The 16,962-nt window shown below is 33.9% G+C and carries 16 protein-coding genes and 1 pseudogene; 13 read left to right on the top strand and 4 right to left on the bottom strand.

Annotated elements, in window-relative coordinates:
• The 4 genes and pseudogenes from V7Z48_RS10425 to V7Z48_RS10410 form a co-directional block, all read left to right on the top strand.
• Positions 1–297 (top strand): annotated as a pseudogene (locus V7Z48_RS10425) (TonB-dependent receptor plug domain-containing protein); the annotation flags it as partial.
• Positions 298–419: 122 nt separating this feature from the next.
• Positions 420–1,421, top strand: coding sequence for a YihY/virulence factor BrkB family protein (locus V7Z48_RS10420; protein WP_334113386.1), 1,002 nt, complete (start codon positions 420–422; stop codon positions 1,419–1,421).
• Between the two features lie 98 nt (positions 1,422–1,519).
• The gene (locus V7Z48_RS10415; RefSeq protein WP_334113385.1) at positions 1,520–2,068 is read left to right on the top strand and encodes a type 1 glutamine amidotransferase domain-containing protein; all 549 of its coding nucleotides are present in this window, start codon (positions 1,520–1,522) and stop codon (positions 2,066–2,068) included.
• Positions 2,069–2,263: 195 nt separating this feature from the next.
• Positions 2,264–3,922, top strand: coding sequence for a Na/Pi cotransporter family protein (locus V7Z48_RS10410; protein WP_334113384.1), 1,659 nt, complete (start codon positions 2,264–2,266; stop codon positions 3,920–3,922).
• On the opposite strand, the gene V7Z48_RS10405 is transcribed toward V7Z48_RS10410, so the two are convergent.
• Positions 3,891–5,348: a S41 family peptidase gene (locus tag V7Z48_RS10405; protein WP_334113383.1), complete on the bottom strand. Its 1,458-nt coding sequence runs from the start codon at positions 5,346–5,348 to the stop codon at positions 3,891–3,893. The genes V7Z48_RS10410 and V7Z48_RS10405 overlap by 32 nt on opposite strands.
• A gap of 149 nt (positions 5,349–5,497) precedes the next feature.
• On the opposite strand from V7Z48_RS10405, the gene V7Z48_RS10400 reads away from it, so the two are divergent.
• Genes V7Z48_RS10400 through V7Z48_RS10385 form a run of 4 tightly spaced genes read left to right on the top strand, consistent with a single transcriptional unit; the run spans position 5,498 to position 7,627 of the window.
• A complete protein-coding gene (locus V7Z48_RS10400; RefSeq protein WP_334113382.1) occupies positions 5,498–6,007 on the top strand; it encodes an RNA polymerase sigma factor in 510 nt (169 codons plus the stop codon).
• On the top strand, positions 5,994–6,494 hold the full coding sequence (locus V7Z48_RS10395) for a hypothetical protein (RefSeq protein WP_334113381.1): 501 nt from the start codon (positions 5,994–5,996) through the stop codon (positions 6,492–6,494). Before V7Z48_RS10400 ends, V7Z48_RS10395 begins: the two co-directional genes overlap by 14 nt.
• Before the next feature lie 12 nt (positions 6,495–6,506).
• Complete coding sequence (locus tag V7Z48_RS10390) at positions 6,507–7,079, top strand: DUF4252 domain-containing protein (RefSeq protein WP_334113380.1); 573 nt, start codon at positions 6,507–6,509, stop codon at positions 7,077–7,079.
• Positions 7,080–7,081: 2 nt separating this feature from the next.
• The gene (locus V7Z48_RS10385) at positions 7,082–7,627 is read left to right on the top strand and encodes a DUF4252 domain-containing protein (protein ID WP_334113379.1); all 546 of its coding nucleotides are present in this window, start codon (positions 7,082–7,084) and stop codon (positions 7,625–7,627) included.
• A gap of 36 nt (positions 7,628–7,663) precedes the next feature.
• Here V7Z48_RS10385 and V7Z48_RS10380 read toward each other — a convergent pair whose 3' ends face one another.
• The gene (locus V7Z48_RS10380; RefSeq protein ID WP_334113378.1) at positions 7,664–7,864 is read right to left on the bottom strand and encodes a hypothetical protein; all 201 of its coding nucleotides are present in this window, start codon (positions 7,862–7,864) and stop codon (positions 7,664–7,666) included.
• A gap of 3 nt (positions 7,865–7,867) precedes the next feature.
• Entirely contained in the window at positions 7,868–9,211 is a 1,344-nt protein-coding gene (gene purB, locus V7Z48_RS10375) for an adenylosuccinate lyase (RefSeq protein WP_334113377.1), read from the bottom strand.
• A gap of 100 nt (positions 9,212–9,311) precedes the next feature.
• Here purB and V7Z48_RS10370 point away from each other — a divergent pair, with 100 nt between their 5' ends.
• The 5 genes from V7Z48_RS10370 to V7Z48_RS10350 all read left to right on the top strand — a co-directional run bounded on the left by V7Z48_RS10370 (position 9,312) and on the right by V7Z48_RS10350 (position 14,742).
• Positions 9,312–10,289, top strand: coding sequence for a DUF1028 domain-containing protein (locus V7Z48_RS10370; protein ID WP_334113376.1), 978 nt, complete (start codon positions 9,312–9,314; stop codon positions 10,287–10,289).
• 51 nt (positions 10,290–10,340) lie between these two features.
• Positions 10,341–10,814, top strand: coding sequence for a heme-binding domain-containing protein (locus V7Z48_RS10365; protein WP_334113375.1), 474 nt, complete (start codon positions 10,341–10,343; stop codon positions 10,812–10,814).
• 55 nt (positions 10,815–10,869) lie between these two features.
• Complete coding sequence (locus V7Z48_RS10360; RefSeq protein WP_334113374.1) at positions 10,870–12,120, top strand: glycosyltransferase; 1,251 nt, start codon at positions 10,870–10,872, stop codon at positions 12,118–12,120.
• A 53-nt stretch (positions 12,121–12,173) separates the two neighbouring features.
• A complete protein-coding gene (locus V7Z48_RS10355; protein WP_334113373.1) occupies positions 12,174–13,811 on the top strand; it encodes an ABC-F family ATP-binding cassette domain-containing protein in 1,638 nt (545 codons plus the stop codon).
• Between the two features lie 79 nt (positions 13,812–13,890).
• On the top strand, positions 13,891–14,742 hold the full coding sequence (locus tag V7Z48_RS10350) for a hypothetical protein (RefSeq protein ID WP_334113371.1): 852 nt from the start codon (positions 13,891–13,893) through the stop codon (positions 14,740–14,742).
• 66 nt (positions 14,743–14,808) lie between these two features.
• Here V7Z48_RS10350 and V7Z48_RS10345 read toward each other — a convergent pair whose 3' ends face one another.
• Entirely contained in the window at positions 14,809–16,914 is a 2,106-nt protein-coding gene (locus V7Z48_RS10345) for a TonB-dependent receptor family protein (protein ID WP_334113369.1), read from the bottom strand.
• Positions 16,915–16,962: the final 48 nt, after the last annotated feature.

The raw sequence follows: 16,962 nt of genomic DNA, 5'->3' as shown, positions 1-16,962 counted from the left end.
AAGCACAAAGTAAACGCCAATCTTATTTACATGCCAACAGAAAAAACAACTTTGAGTTTGGCGTATCAGTTTAATGACAGTAGGGAAGACCAGTTTTTTAATCCCAATACTTTTGCCTCAGAGCGCGTAACACTGAGCAGTTTTGGCTTGGCAGATATTTATGTCAGTCATCAAATAAATAACAATTTAAAAGTTATCTTGAATCTCACTAACATATTTGACGAAGATTATGAGGAAATTTATAGATTTTCAACTCGTGGTCGAAATTTACAACTTGGTTTAAACTTGAAATTTTAGAACCAATTTTTATCATTTAAAGAAAAAAGTTGTCTTAGGGCAACTTTTTTTTTGATAAAGGTTTCTGGATTTCTGTAATTATTGCATCTCAAAATATTTTATCTTATTTGAAATTATATAATATGATTGAATTTTTTAAAATCACTTTCACGCTTTTTAAAAAAACTTTTAAAAGCTGGAATAAAAATGATCCATTTCCAAAAGGCGCAACGATTGCATATTATACCCTTTTTTCATTGCCATCATTATTAATTATTGTGATGACCATTGCGAGTTCATTGTTTGAAAGGGCCGCTGTACAAGGAAGAATTACAACTCAGATAAGTGATTTTATTGGTAGTGATAGTGCAGATGCCATAGAAACAATGATTGTTAATGTATCTGAATCAGAGGATTCAACCATAGCAATTATTTTCAGTGTAGGGATGGTACTATTTGCAGCCACTGGTGTTTTTTTTCAACTCAAAAAAACTATGAACCAAATATGGAGCGTAGCCGCAAAAAAGTCTAATTTTTTAAGGATGTTAATAGACCGACTCATTTCATTTGGGATGGTTCTTGTAATCGGGTTTTTGCTGCTAATTTCTTTAGTTATTTCGGCATTATTAAGTGTATTTAAAGAATATATCGAACAAATTTCAGAAAGTATTACCCTTATTTTGGTGGACTTTTTAAATTTCGTGATTTCATTTTTAATTCTAACTACATTATTCGCTGCATTATTCAAATTATTACCAGACGTTAAAATTCGCTGGAAAATAACCTATATTGGAGCTGCACTTACAACACTGCTTTTCCTACTTGGTGAATTTCTAATACGTTTATATTTTGGACAAAGTGAGCCCGCTTCCGTGTATGGTGCTGCGGCTTCTGTAGTGATTATTTTACTTTGGGTGAATTATATATGTTTGATTTTGTTTTTTGGGGCAGAGTTCACGGTACAATATGCAACGTATAAAAATGAGCATGTGATGCCTAATAAATTTGCGGAGCCCGCAATTCATCAGGAAATTGATAAACTAAATTCTAAGCATTTGGACGCAAATGAAGAAAAGAGAATTCTCAATAAACTTAAAGCTAACCTTGATATCACTAGGGAACAAGAAGAAAGTAATGAATATTAACGCATTTTAATAAAGAATTACCATAGTATTAGTAATGTTTTGAATTAATATTCTTTAAATTATAAGTAATTGAATATTTACTATTAAAACATTAAATTATGACAAAGAGAGTAGCTGTATTAGCAACAAACGGATATGAAAAAAGTGAATTAAATTCGCCTAAAGAAGCGATGGAAAAAGAAGGGTTTCAAGTTGACATTGTCAGTCTTGAAAAAGGAAAAATTAAAGGATGGTCGGACGCCAATTGGTCTGGTGAAATAGATGTTAATTATACATTGAGTGAAGTAACAGCGAGAGATTACAACGCTCTTCTAATCCCCGGTGGTGTGATTAACCCCGATAAATTAAGAACCGACGATAAGGCTTTACAATTTGTAAGGGACTTTTTTAGACAAAAGAAGCCAGTTGCAGCTATATGTCACGCGGCTTGGGTACTAATTAGTGCGAATGTTGTAGATGGAAGAAAAATGACATCTTACCCTTCAATAAAAGACGATTTGATAAATGCCGGTGCGCATTGGGAAGACACTGAAGTAGTGGTTGACCAAGGTTTGGTGACTAGTAGAAGTCCAAAAGATTTAGATGCCTTCAACGCCAAAATAGTTGAGGAAATTAAAGAAGGAAAACACGAAATGCAAGGCGTGTAGACATTATTTATAAATAACATATTTTAAGAGGTTGTCGAATATGACAATCTCTTTTTTTTTGAATCCTATTGCGGCAACTGCAAAAAATCGCTGCTCTTATTTTTTTTCTTTTACGTAAGGATGATTTATCTCATTTGTATTTTAACAAATTAACTATATTTTTGAAATGCACTGAAATTTTTAATTATTCGAAAAATGCAGGAAGTCTCTTTTGATTTTTGGATGTTTTTGGCTGGACTCGGGATATTTCTTTTCGGAATGCATCATTTGGAAGACGGCATCAAGGGTTTGGCAGGAAAATCGTTTAAAAATCTTCTTAGAAAATTCACCAACCGCAGCTGGAAAGGTATTTTAACCGGAACCTTTGTAACTGGTATTTTGCAGAGTAGTTCTATGGTTAATTTATTGATTTTGGCATTTTTGGGTGCCGGAATGATTAGTCTTAAAAATGCTTTAGGCGTTATTTTAGGTGCTAATTTGGGAACTACTTTTACCGCTTGGATTGTTGCCACACTTGGTTTTAAGGTGAATGTAGCTGACTTTTCCTATCCTTTTTTAGCTTTAGGTATTTTATCTTATCTGTTTTTAAAAGGCAGACCTGTCATCAAAAACATAGGCTTGTTTTTAATCGGTTTTGGTTTATTGTTTCTAGGTTTAGATTTTATGAAAGACGCCATGGAAGCAATTTCAGACAGCATCGACATGAATATCATTTCTCAACACGGGTTGTGGGCATTTTTGTTAATTGGTTTAATTATTACGGCTTTAATTCAATCGAGTTCTGCGATGATAGTGATAGTTTTAAGTGCTTTAAATTCTGATTTAATAGACATTTATCAGTCGATTGCTTTAATTATTGGAGCAAATATAGGCACCACCTCAACCCTAATACTAGGTTCTTTTGGTGGTACAGCGGATAAAAAGCGTTTAGCTCTAGCTAATGTGTTTTTCAATCTAGTGGCAGGTTTACTCGCTTTTGCATTTTTATGGCAAGCAGTTGATGTATTGGTAAATGTATTCAAACTTACAGATACATTAATGGAATTGGTCATTCTGAATACGGTTCTTAATTTATTCGGGATTATTTTATTCTTTCCGTTTCTTGGTTTGTTTCAAAGGTTTCTTAAAAATCGATTTAAAGTTGCCGAACCTGTCGGTGCTACTTTGTACATAAAAAATGTGCCAACCAATGTACCCGATGTGGCAATCAAGGCCATTCAACAAGAGTTAGTGCATCTCTATAATCTTACCAAAGATTTTATTTTGAAGATTTATAATATTAATCCAGAAAATTCCGTAAAAACCAATCGGTGGTTAAGTATTTTTAAAGTTGCCAAAGACCCCAATGAAAATTACGATAACATCAAATTAATTGAAGATGAAATTACCAAATTTTATACCAAGTTGCAAAAACACGAGTTGGAGATAAATGACATCGAAATGCTTGAAAATAACATGTCGATTATGCGGTCATTTGTTTACGCGGCCAAAGACATTAAGGATGTACAGCACAATATTAGAACCATTCAGGAAAGTAATGATGAATTGGCTTTTCAAATTTTAGAAAGGTTGAAAACCCATCTCAATATTAGATTTAGTGATTACGACAAAATGATTTATTCAAACGAAACCGATTCTATTGATACCAATCTATATGATGAAAATCACAAGCTGTATGTTGAAACTATTCATTTCATCTACAATGAATTAAAAAGCATTAAAAAATCAGATATTCCTGTATCAACAATTACGAATGTAACCAAACAAACCATTGCTGCATTAAACAACTTGTATAGCGCTTGCAAAAATTATTGCCTAAGCTTTAATCCAATAGTAACGATTTCTGAAAATTAAAATTTTCAGGAGATATCAATAATTTATCCGTAAACTTATCATCTTTTGATTTGTAATCAATGGGTGAAAGCGTTTCTAAAGATATAGGAAAACCTCTACCCAAGCCTTCAATATCAGCCAAGGCTGCGGCCAGTAAGGGTTCATTAACATCCCCTAAAATTCCAAAATTACGAGGTGATTCTCTTAATAAAATATCAGGTACGATTCCTGTAGCTGGTACTTCAACATCATCTTTATTCACCGATATTGCAATTAGTGGTTGCATGGCATAGGTATGTGAAGGATTTACACCGTCGATGGTTAAATCCGGAGAATCAAAGATGGTTATGGAAGCCTGAGTTTTTCCTGAGGTAATATCACCTATATGAACTACATCTTCCAGGTAAGGCTCTAAGCTATTAATTAATAATTCGCTAGCAGAGGCTGAGCGTTCTGATGTTATTATATATACTTTTTCTAGATTCAGGCTATTAATTGCACCACCACCAGTAATGGTATTTGTGAAATTGAAATCGGTATTATTAGATTGTAAATCTTCGTTGTAAAATAATTTTGAAAATACCTGACCATTAAATTGTCCCGTAATCATACTTCCTAGTCTAGCCGCCGTATTAATAACGCCGCCTGGATTGTAGCGTAAATCAATAACGAGGTGTTGTACATTGTTTGCAGCAAAATTAGCAAACACCGCATTGAGTTCGCTCTCAAAATTGTTGTTGAAACTGGTATACATTAAATAGCCAACGTTTCCGCTGTTAAGGTTAATGATATTGGATTGTACAACAGGATTTCTGGTGAAATTAATCTTAGTTAATGATACGCTTTGTCCGTTTGATTCAATAGTATCGTCGTCAACTGCTGGTGTTCCGTTGTCATTATAATCAGCTAAATTTAAGGTATAGGAATCTTTATTTAATAAATTACCAAGATTACTCGTTGTGAGAGGAATACCATCCACAGCATTAAATATTTGTCCACGTTGAAGGTTAGCGTTATCTGCGGGACTACCTTCATAAACCAGTCTGACAATTCCAAAAACCTCAGTTTGACTCCCTGGTTCTAGATAAAACAAAAAGTCAGCACCATTGTTTATCGATATGCCTTGTTGTTGTTGTAAAAATTCAACATAGTTTGGGATGAGCACGCTAAATTTATCAATATTTTGTCTATCGAAAATTAAACTCTCAAAAAGGCTCTCAGGCGTATTAAAACTGTTTAGGTAATTGCTGTATTCTTCAATTGTGCTAAATCTGTCGTTTGCTAAATCTGGAATTTCACTTTTATAAAGGTATACAACATTCATACCTTTCCAAATAAAATCGTTGATTTCGCTTGCAGCAATTAAATTATCGTCTTGATCTTCAAAACAACTCAATAAAATAGACGATGCAATGAGACAAATAAATATTGGGCGTAAAAACTTCATAATTTTTCTTTTTCAATGTTAACCTAAAACCTTAGTAGATTAAACCCTAAAAATACTTACAATATTGTAAATTTAAAATATTTTGTAACAAAATTAGTTGCTCATCGTCGTTAGAGTAGAAACCAAAAAGTAAACAACCAACCAAACCAATGACACAGTTAGAATTTACATCGCTGGTTACGCCTTTTAAAGATAAGGTATATAGATTGGCAAAACGCTTACTGGTTTCTACTGAGGAAGCGGAAGACGCTACTCAAGAAATTTTAATGAGACTTTGGAATAACAAAGCCAAAATAAGTTCTTATAACAATGTGGAAGCGTTTGCGATGACCATGACAAAGAATTTTTGTTTGGACCGATTAAAATCGAAACAGGCACAGAATTTAAAAATTGTACACAGCAATTATCAAGATCATAACGTGTCTTTGCAAAGGCAATTGGAAGCAAACGACAGCGTAAGCTGGGTTTCTAAAATAATAGAGACCTTACCAGAACAACAAAAATTGATATTACAATTACGCGATATTGAAGAATATGATTTTGATGAAATTGCTGAAATCGTAGAAATGAATCCAACGGCAATAAGAGTTGCCTTGTCGAGAGCGCGGAAAACAATAAGAGAACAATTAATTAATACACACAGCTATGGTGTTAAATGATATAGAAAAACTATTAGAAAAGTACGATTTAGGTGAAACAACCCTGCAAGAAGAGCAAGCTTTGCGCACCTACTTTTCTGAAAATGAAGCGCCAGAACATCTTAAATCCTATGGATTGATGTTTCAGTACTTTGAACAAACTAAACAAGAACACGCAACTAAAGAGGTTCCATTAAAACCTAAGAAAAGTAATGTATACAAGTGGATATCCGTCGCAGCGGCTGCAGTACTAATGTTTGGACTTTACATCTCACAACCAGAACCGGTGAAAACAGAATTGAGTCAGTTAAGCCAAGAAGAGCAAGAGTTGTATTATAAAACAATTGAAGCGCTAGATTTAGTGTCTAATCAATTAAATAAAGGAAAACAGCAATTAGTTGTTCTCGATGTCATGGCTTCATCATATAATGAAGGTATAGAGAAAGTTAGCATGCTAGATGAGTTTTCTCAAACAACAAATAAAATTTTTAAAACAGAAACAAATTAAAACTAAAAAGCGATGAAAAAATTCTCAATTATTATAACCTTAATGTTCGTATCGGTATTGGGTTATTCACAAAGTGTTTTCGATAAATACGAAGATGTTGAAGGTGTTACTTCGGTAATAGTAAATCAAAAAATGTTTAGCATGATTGCCTCAATGGGAATTGATTTAGACGATGCTCAAGCACAAGAATCTTTAAATATGATTAAAAAAATAACCGGCATGAAGGTATTTACAACTGGTGATGACAAGGTTTCTGCCGACATGCTTTCAACCGTAAATAGCTATTTAAAGACTAGTAATTTACAAGAGTTAATGCGTGTTAAGGATGGTGATCAAACGGTTAAGTTTTACGTAAAAGAAGGTAAAGACGAAAACCACGTAAAAGAATTGTTGATGTTTATGTCTGGCTTAAAAGAGCTAACTAAAAATCAGGAAATTAACATTAATGGTAAAAAACGCGAAGTAGAAACGGTGTTACTATCATTAACAGGCGAAATCGATTTAAGAAAAATTGGTGAAATAACCAACGGAATGAATGTTCCTGGTGGTGATCAGCTTAAGAAAGTAAACAAAAAATCTAATTAAAAATGGTTTCATTATCAAGACATATTTTAGTAATGTTGCTCCTCGCAATTTTTGCAACAAGTTGTAATCAAGGTCCAAGTTTACAAGCATATTACGTAGATAATCAAGAAAAGCCAAGTTTTCTGTCTTTAGATGTTCCAACTAGTTTTTTGAATGTTGACACATCGGAGCTTTCAAAAGACCAACTAGAAGCCTACGAATCTATTAAAAAGTTAAACATGTTGGCTTATAAAATTGATAATGAGAATTTGGATAGCTATAAAGCTGAATTGGCACAGGTTAAATCAATTTTAGACGATGATAAGTATGAAGAACTTATTCGCGGCGGAAATAATCAAGACGGAAAGTTTATGGTAAAATTTACTGGCGATATCGAGAACATCGACGAGTTTATTTTATTCGGAAACGCTGATGATAAAGGGTTTGCCATTGTACGAGTATTAGGAAAAAACATGAGTGCAGATAAAATCATGAATCTCTCACAAGTATTTGAAAACGCTAATGTGGAGGATGATGCCGTCAAACAATTCATGAATTTCTTCGAATAGAAAAAATATTTTATACCAATTAAAAATCGCCAGACTCTAGTTAGTTTTGGCGATTTTTTTATGCTTAGAACGCATCAAGTTAATGATCACATAAATAGCCAACATTGCATACAGCGAAAACAAAACTATTTTGGTAACGAGATGGTCAAGAGCATCAAAAATTCCTAAGAAGAAAAATCCCAATCCGATAATAGCGGTAATTATAAGTTCTATATACTTTTTAAAAAAATTAATCATTTCTTATATGCCAGTGTAATTACTCGGACTTATTTGTTTCAACTCATTTTTTATGGAACTATCCACATTTAAAGTTTCAATAAATTCCGCTATTGAGTCTTTAGTAATCGCACTATTGGTGCGAGTAAGTCCTTTTAATGCTTCGTAAGGATTTGAATAACCTTCACGACGCAAAATGGTTTGAATGGCCTCAGCTACCACTGCCCAATTATTTTCTAAATCAGCTTCAAATTTGTCGATATTCAGTACTAATTTGCCCAATCCTTTTAAGGTGGATTTAAATGCAACTATAGTATGTGCAAATGGAACACCAACATTTCTTAAAACTGTACTATCGGTTAAATCTCTTTGCAATCTTGAAATGGGAAGCTTTGCCGATAAATGTTCAAAAATGGCATTGGCAAAACCTAAATTTCCTTCGCTATTTTCAAAATCTATTGGGTTGACTTTATGAGGCATTGCTGAACTACCAACTTCACCTGCTTTTATTTTTTGTTTAAAATAATCCATAGAGATATAGGTCCAAAAATCCCTATTTAAGTCAATTATAATGGTATTGATTCTCTTAAGCGCATCAAAAAGCGCAGCCATGTGGTCGTAATGTTCAATTTGTGTGGTAGGGAAGGAGTGATGCAAACCCAATTGTCCTTGCACAAATTCAGTACCAAAAGCTTTCCAATCAATCTTGGGATAGGCCACGTGGTGGGCATTGTAATTTCCAGTAGCACCACCAAATTTCGCAGCGCATGGTATGTCATTCAATAAATCAAACTGTGCTTTTAATCGCACTACGAATACTTCAATTTCTTTACCTAAACGTGTTGGCGAAGCTGGTTGGCCGTGTGTTCTTGCCAACATCGGAATCTTGGCCCATTCTGTCGACAATTGTTGTAATTTCGTTATAAGTTCATTAAAATTTTCAACGTAAACATCATTTAATGCTTCCTTTATACTTAACGGAATTGCGGTGTTATTGATATCTTGAGAAGTTAATCCAAAGTGAATAAATTCTTTAAATTCTGATAAACCTAAGGCATCAAATTTTTCCTTAATAAAGTATTCAACGGCTTTAACGTCGTGGTTGGTCGTTTTTTCGATATTTTTAATGGCAACAGCATCTATATCGTTAAAATTTATGTAAATCTGTCTTAAGGATCCAAATACTTCCAGTTTTACCGATTTAAGCTGCGGCAGCGGAATGTTGCATAAGGCAATAAAATATTCTATCTCAACTTGAACGCGGTATTTCATCAAGGCAGCTTCTGAAAAATAATTTCCTAATTGCTCAACCTTATTTTTATAACGACCATCAATAGGTGAAATGGCGTGTAACGATGACATCGACATGAGTAGTTTCTTAAAATAAGTAACAAAGATAGCTAATCATGCCATAATATTGATTATAAAATTACTTAACTTAGGGGTCTAAAACTAACTAATCAATTCCATGAAACAACTATTATTTTTTATAATGTTAATCCCTTTTTTTGTGCAATCTCAAATCTATAAAAAGTCAGAACCCTTTACACACACCTATTCAATAGTTGCCTTAGACGAAGAAACAGGTGAAATGGGTGTGGCGGTTCAAAGTCACTGGTTTAGTGTTGGTAGTCTCGTAATATATGGTGAAGCTGGCGTAGGTGTAGTTGCTACCCAATCCCTAGTGAACCCAAGTTACGGCCCAAAAGGTTTGGCTTTAATGAAACAAGGATTAGCGCCACAGCAAGCCTTAGAAGCCTTGCTTATGAACGACGAAGGACAAGCTTATCGCCAGGTGGCAATGCTTAATAAAGATGGACTTACAGCAACCCATACAGGGAAATTGTGTATTGATGAGGCTGGACATAAAAGAGGAAAAAACTATTCCGTTCAAGCCAATATGATGCTTAAAAACACGGTTTGGGATGCCATGGCGCGTGCTTTTGAAAACACTTCTGGCAAACTAGAGCATAGATTGATGGCCGCTTTAAAAGCAGCCGAGCGCGAGCAAGGCGATATAAGAGGTCAGCAAAGTGCTGCGATTCTTATAGTAAATCCAACAGCTACCGGTAATAGTTGGCAAGATGTTAAAATGGAATTAAGGGTTGAAGACAGCGAAAATCCTATTGAAGAGTTAGAACGCTTAATAAAAGTACACGAAGCCTATGATTTTATGAACAAAGGCGATATGGCGATGGAAGCTGGTAATTCGCAAGAGGCAGAAACCATGTATTTAAATGCCCAAAACTTATTTCCCGAGAACATAGAAATGCAATATTGGTACGCTATCAATTTATTAAATAATAAGGACTTTGATAAAGCTGAACCTATTTTGAAATCAATATTCGAAAAGGATAATAACTGGAAAACACTAACATCTAGATTATTGAAAAGCAAGATTCTAACTATTTCTAGTGAAACCTTAAAGAAAGTGCTTGATCTTTAATGTTTTGAAGTCCGTCAAAGTTTATTGATTAAATTTTATACTATTTTTACTATGAGAATTTTAAAAATATCAGGTTGGGTTGTGCTCATCATCTTAATCATTTCTCAATTTTCGAGACCAGAAAAAAATGAAGCTGGAGACATCACATTTGAAGCTTTTCTTGCAGAAACGAAACCACCACAAGAAGTTAAGGAAATTCTTGTTTCTAGTTGCTTTAATTGCCATAGCGACCATACCGTCTATCCGTGGTATAATGCCATAACACCTATAAATTATTGGTTAAACGATAATATAACAGACGGTAAAGAAGATCTAAATTTCTCTAAGTGGACGAATTATAGCACAGCCAAAAAGGATGATAAATTAGCTGAAATTATTAAAGTTGTTGAAGAAAAGGAAATGCCTTTAACTTCTTATACTTGGATGCACCAAGAGGCCGACTTAAGCCACGATCAAATTCAAGAAATTATTTATTGGGCCACACAGTTACGTTTTGAATATAGTCTTAAACCAAAACCGCAATGATTTGGCATTTTTATTAAAAATGAATCTTAAAATGTGGATTTTAAACACCTGGTAATTGACAAATTCTAAAATTCTTCTTATTATCGGTTTTGTATGGCCTGAACCTAATAGCTCAGCTGCTGGTAGTAGAATGTTGCAACTTATTGAAGCGTTTATTGGTTTTGGTTATCACATCACTTTTGCCTCAGCTTGTGCAAAAACTGATAAAGCATTCGATTTAAAAAACATAGGAGTTAATACCGCTAGTATCCAATTAAATAATTCAAGTTTTGACGATTTTATAACTGATTTAAATCCGCATGTCGTCCTGTTCGATCGTTTTATGATTGAAGAACAGTTTGGCTGGCTTGTGGCACAACACTGTCCCGATGCAGTTCGTATTCTGGATACCGAAGATTTACATTTTTTGCGAAAAGGTAGACAAATGGCATTAAATGCTGGTAAGCCATTTAATGACTACTATTTGTACAACGACTTCACAAAGCGTGAAATAGCGAGTATTTACCGTTGCGATTTAAGTTTGATAATTTCGAAAGAAGAAATGTGTATCTTAGAAGGTGAGTTTAAAATTGATTCAGATTTATTGCTCTATATCCCGTTTATGTTAGAAGCCGTTGATGAAGAAGCTTCTGAAGCTTTACCAAAATTTAAGGAGCGAACGCATTTTATTACTATCGGTAATTTTCTTCATGAACCCAACTATGATGCGGTTCAGTACTTAAAAGAAACTATATGGCCATTAATAAGAAAGCAATTATCTGAAGTCAATTTACATATCTACGGTGCTTATGCCACTCAAAAAGTGTTGCAACTACACAACGTAAACGAAGGCTTTTTAATTAAAGGATTTGCCGAAAATGTTGAAGATGTCATGCAAAATGCACGTGTATGTTTAGCACCTCTGCGCTTTGGTGCAGGTCTAAAAGGAAAATTGATTGATGCCATGCAAAACGGTACAGCTTGCGTGATGACTTCTATTGCAGCCGAAGGTATGTTCAACATCTCGGAAACTCATGATTATGTAGCTGATGATCCTCAAGCGTTTGCAGATATGGCTGTCAAACTTTATCAAAATGAAGCAGAATGGGAATTTTACAGTAAATATGGTTTTAATATCATAAATGAACGATTCAAAAAATCAGATTTTCAAAAGATTTTAATTTTAAAAGTTGAAGCAATTACAAACCAGTTACAAAAACATCGTCATCAAAATTTTATCGGGCAACTGTTGCAACACCACACTTTACAAAGCACAAAATATATGAGCAAATGGATAGAGGCAAAGAACCGTCAAAATCCTAGTTGAGGGTATTGTTTTGTTCCACTTTTTCATAGCTTTGCAACCTTTAAAAATTCAGAATGATTTCAGTTGATAATTTAGCCGTAGAATTTGGTGGTAGTGCCTTATTTAGTAATGTTTCATTTACTATTAATGAAAACGACAAAATTGCCTTAATGGGCAAAAATGGCGCAGGTAAATCTACCATGATGAAGATTATTGCCGGCGAACAAAAGGCCACACGTGGTCATGTTCGATTTCCAAAAGACGCCATTATCGCTTATTTGCCACAGCATTTATTAACAGAAGACCACAATACTGTTTTTGAAGAAGCGTCCAAAGCCTTTCAACATATTTTTGAAATGAAAGCTCAAATGGAACATCTTAATAAACAGCTAGAAACCAGAACCGATTACGAATCTGATGATTATATGAATCTGATTCAGAAGGTGTCCGATTTAGGTGAAAAATTCTACGCATTAGAAGATGTTAATTATGATGCCGAAGTTGAAAAGGCTTTACGAGGTCTGGGCTTTAAACGTGAAGATTTCTCTCGAAAAACCAGCGAGTTTAGCGGTGGTTTCCGAATGAGGATTGAGTTGGCTAAAATTTTATTACAAAAACCCGATTTAATTTTACTAGATGAACCCACCAATCACATCGATATAGAATCGGTGATTTGGTTAGAAGATTTTCTAGTGAACAAAGCCAAGGCAGTCGTGGTTATTTCTCACGATAGGGCGTTTATCGATAACATTACCAATCGTACCATCGAAGTTACCATGGGTAAGATTTACGATTACAAAGCCAATTATTCGCATTATTTGCAACTGCGCGAGGACCGACGCACGCATCAAATCAAAGCGTACCAAGAGCAACAAAAATTTATTGCTGAAACGCAGTTGTTTATCGAGCGTTTTAAAGGTACTTACTCCAAGACCAATCAGGTTAATTCGCGTGAGCGTATGTTGGAAAAGTTAGAAATTATTGAGGTAGATGAAATTGATACTTCCGCCTTAAAACTGCGATTTCCACCAGCGCAACGTTCAGGTGATTATCCTATAACGGTCAAAGATTTGTCAAAGTCCTACGAGGATAAAGTAGTGTTTAAAGAGGCAAATATGTCTATTTCCAGAGGCGAAAAAGTGGCTTTTGTTGGAAGAAATGGTGAAGGAAAATCAACCATGATAAAAGCTATTTTGGGTGAAATAGAGGTACAAGGCAAGTGCCAATTGGGTCACAATGTAAAAGTTGGTTATTTTGCCCAAAATCAAGCTTCACTTTTAGATGAAAATCTAACTATTTTTCAAACCGTTGATGAGGTTGCACAAGGTGATATTCGCACGCAAATCAAAAATATTTTAGGTCGTTTTATGTTTAAGGGAGATGATATCGATAAAAAAGTGAGCGTGCTTTCAGGTGGTGAAAAAACGCGTTTAGCGATGGTTAAATTACTTTTGGAACCAGTCAACTTATTAATCCTTGATGAGCCAACAAATCATTTAGATTTAAAATCGAAAGATGTGTTGAAAGAAGCTTTGTTAGAATTTGATGGTACCTTAGTACTGGTTTCTCACGATCGCGATTTCCTGCAGGGATTGGCCAAAAAAGTCTTCGAATTCAAAGAACAACGTGTTATTGAGCATTTTGAAACCATCGATGATTTCCTAGTTAGAAACCGATTGGAGAATTTGAAAGCTTTGGATTTAAATAAATAAACTCAATTAAACTAATTTTGAGATTTAAACAAATAATTGTTTAAATTGAAAAAGAATTTAAATTCGTCTTTTTCATCTCATGAAATTTTATTTTTTATTTTTTATTTTTTTTCAATTAAATTTTTCTCAAAACGACCTATTAACGGGAGTTATTTATGATAGTTATGATAAATTTCCAATCCCCGGAGTAACAGTCACTAATTTAAATACAAAAGAAAAAATTTTAAGTAATTTTGATGGCGAATTCTCTATCAAAGCAACACTTGGTGATTCTTTGTTCTTTTCTATCGAAGGTAAGCACGAAAAATGCATTCAAAAAGTTACTACTGTAATTAAGGATTTACGACCACTACTTATATATGCTTATACGTATAACTCAATGTATAATGACCGATGTAAACTTAATAAAGAAGTTTATTCTCTTATTTTGAAAGAAGTTGGAAAGCCTAAAACTTATAAGGATGATTTGATTGAATGTTATATATCATCAGGTTATTTGGATATTCGGTCTTTTTTAGTTGTGGAAGATGTTTTAAGAAATTATGAGAAAAGTAAAATTGATATTATTGGTTACCCTAAAAATTTATTTAGGAAAAATAAAGAAGTTCTAGTATTTGTTGAAAAACGGTGCAATGAATTCTGGTATTTAAATCATCAAAATATTTACAAGACCAAAAAAAATGGCCTAGTTGTCCCTTATATATTCCTCGACCAAATAATATTTAAGGATCTCGACATTAATGCCAAGAAAGTTAAATTTAAAAATCGAGTTTATTTTTCCAAAAACAATCACAATTACATTAAAGACATTGAAAGGATTCCTTCCGACTTATATTACATTAAGAAAGATAAAATTTTTCCAACTAAAGGTGTTTCTTTAATTGATTATTCAAAAATTTGGATTAAGTATAACGACTATTATAAATTTTAGAGTTCGTTTTTTATTATTTATTAAATGATAAAAGGATTTAAATCTGTTTCGTGACATTTTAAAGACTTATTTCCCTAGTATTATTTTGGATTGAAACTTATACATTAAACTAACACCACCATAAAAATTTAAAGGTGCTCCAGGGTAGTAATATCTGGGCAAAGCATTGCCAAATCCAACTGCGTTAGGTAAAATACTCGCTGCATAATTGGCATCAAATAGGTTGTTAACACCAGCTGATAATTGTGTAGAAATCCTTTTCAGCAAGGTAAACTGATACATCGCCTTACAATTGGTTACTGAATAAGCATCACTAGATAAAGAGTTAGAATCATTTAAAGGAATCTCACCAACATTCAAAATGGAAAAATTGAATGAAAACCCGAAAGCAGTCTGCAAGTCTATTCCAGTTTGCCATTGATAATTTGGTGCTCCTGTTAGCTTATTTCCTGAAAAATCGTTGTCGCCATCTATAAAGTCCTTAAATTCAAACTTATTAAAACTGCCAGTAAAATAGGGATAAATATCAATTCTATTTGAAATAGCTGCACTGTATTTCAAACTAATTTCTGCACCTTTATGGCTGCTTTCGCCCGCATTGATGCCAACAAATTGATCCTCAGCTACGCGTCGTGCCACGAGTAAATTTTCTATTTGTAAGCTGTACAGGGTTAATTCAGCATATAAGTTTTTATCGAAAAACCGCGATTTTATTCCTACTTCATAATTCCAGCCACGTTCAGGTTTTAAATCAGTATTTATTTGGCCGTCTGGGGTTAAGGTTTCGGCTACCGAAGGCACTGAAAAACCATTGCTTACCGATGCAAAAAGGTTATTATTATCACTTAATTTATAAGAAGCACCAATCCTCGGTGTAAAAGTTGTTTCAAAGCTATAGTTTTCGCGCATGTTGTCTTCAGCATTTTCAAAAATATCTTTTTGATTATAGGAAGTGCTACTTAAGGAAATACCGAGTTCTAAAAATAACTTATCATCTATGTTAGTTTCTTGGTTGAAGAAAGCATTTACATAGTTGCGTCGTTGGTTGACTTTGGCGAATTCGTCACCTTCAATACTGCCGTTACCTGGCTGACTTTGGTAAAGGTTTTCAAAAAGTGAGAATGTAAAATCTTCAGACACGAGCTCTGTGCCAACAATCCATTGGGTTGGATGCGACCAAAGCTTAGCCTGATGTTTAAGTACTGAACGCAAACCAAAACCAGTAGTATTATCTGCTAAAATATCAAAAGGTCTAGGCTCGTAAGCATTTTTATAATTTCCAAAAACACTGGTAGACCACTGCCAGTTTTGATTAAGATTTACTTCATAATTAAGTCCTAAAATGGCTTTATGGTAAGATTCAAAGCCTTCAGATTGCGCCCAGTTTTGTGGTGCTACCTCAGGATTATTGTCAAAGTCGGTTTTGTTAATCGAACTTGGTATAAAAGCTTTAAGCCTAGTAAAAATGGAGACGAACGAAAGTTTACTGTTTTCAGTAATTTGAGTACTTCCAGAAATATTCAAAGCATCACGATTATAGTTGCTGTTATCTCTAAAGCCATCACTTTCCAAATGGTTATAATTCAAAATTAAATGTGATGTTTCGTTTTGAAAACCAGCCGATAAATTTTGTCTCCACAAACCAAAACTTCCGAATTGGCTAGTAGTTTTCGCAAATGACTGATTGATATTTTTGGATTTCAACAATATAACGCCGCCCAGTCCCGAACCATAAATGGAGTTGTTTGGTCCTTTTAAAATGGTCAAGCCACCTAAGGTTTCAATATCAATGTCTTCAAAAACTGATTCGCCTTCAGCATTTGTGAGTGGAATGTTATCAAAATATGCTTTTATGCGGTTGGTGCTAAATTGCGAACGTGCACCAATACCTCTAATCGTTATACGATTGGTATTTAAATTACCTTGTTGCATCGTTACACCTGGAATTGCGTTCAAAGCCGAGGTAATAATAATTCCATCAGTTTGGTTAAGGTCTCGTGCGCTTATTTCTGAAACTGAAGTAGCAGAATTTTGATGCTTACTGTTAATAATTCCTGTTGAAATTTTTACTTCAGAAAGTTGGGTTGTATCAGTCTTAACTTGAGCGTTTAAGCAAAAATTACTGATTAACAAGATTGCGATGACTAGGTTAAATTTATTATGATTTGACAAGGCCCAATTTTTATAACAAAGTTAGCTGAATCGTGTGATAAATTTCAA

Source organism: Paucihalobacter sp. (assembly GCF_036825875.1).
Taxonomy (GTDB): Bacteria; Bacteroidota; Bacteroidia; order Flavobacteriales; family Flavobacteriaceae; genus Paucihalobacter.
Note: the sequence above shows the minus strand (reverse complement) of the source record. Positions and strands in the feature narration are given on the sequence as shown.

Coding starts and splice junctions, on each gene's coding strand:
- V7Z48_RS10400 (WP_334113382.1), top strand. CDS start 5,498: ATGACACAGTTAGAATTTACATCGCTGGTTACGCCTTTTAAAGATAAG.
- V7Z48_RS10385 (WP_334113379.1), top strand. CDS start 7,082: ATGGTTTCATTATCAAGACATATTTTAGTAATGTTGCTCCTCGCAATT.
- V7Z48_RS10350 (WP_334113371.1), top strand. CDS start 13,891: ATGAAATTTTATTTTTTATTTTTTATTTTTTTTCAATTAAATTTTTCT.
- V7Z48_RS10405 (WP_334113383.1), bottom strand. CDS start 5,348: ATGAAGTTTTTACGCCCAATATTTATTTGTCTCATTGCATCGTCTATT.
- V7Z48_RS10420 (WP_334113386.1), top strand. CDS start 420: ATGATTGAATTTTTTAAAATCACTTTCACGCTTTTTAAAAAAACTTTT.
- V7Z48_RS10390 (WP_334113380.1), top strand. CDS start 6,507: ATGAAAAAATTCTCAATTATTATAACCTTAATGTTCGTATCGGTATTG.
- purB (WP_334113377.1), bottom strand. CDS start 9,211: ATGTCGATGTCATCGTTACACGCCATTTCACCTATTGATGGTCGTTAT.
- V7Z48_RS10415 (WP_334113385.1), top strand. CDS start 1,520: ATGACAAAGAGAGTAGCTGTATTAGCAACAAACGGATATGAAAAAAGT.
- V7Z48_RS10365 (WP_334113375.1), top strand. CDS start 10,341: ATGAGAATTTTAAAAATATCAGGTTGGGTTGTGCTCATCATCTTAATC.
- V7Z48_RS10380 (WP_334113378.1), bottom strand. CDS start 7,864: ATGATTAATTTTTTTAAAAAGTATATAGAACTTATAATTACCGCTATT.
- V7Z48_RS10395 (WP_334113381.1), top strand. CDS start 5,994: ATGGTGTTAAATGATATAGAAAAACTATTAGAAAAGTACGATTTAGGT.
- V7Z48_RS10410 (WP_334113384.1), top strand. CDS start 2,264: ATGCAGGAAGTCTCTTTTGATTTTTGGATGTTTTTGGCTGGACTCGGG.
- V7Z48_RS10355 (WP_334113373.1), top strand. CDS start 12,174: ATGATTTCAGTTGATAATTTAGCCGTAGAATTTGGTGGTAGTGCCTTA.
- V7Z48_RS10370 (WP_334113376.1), top strand. CDS start 9,312: ATGAAACAACTATTATTTTTTATAATGTTAATCCCTTTTTTTGTGCAA.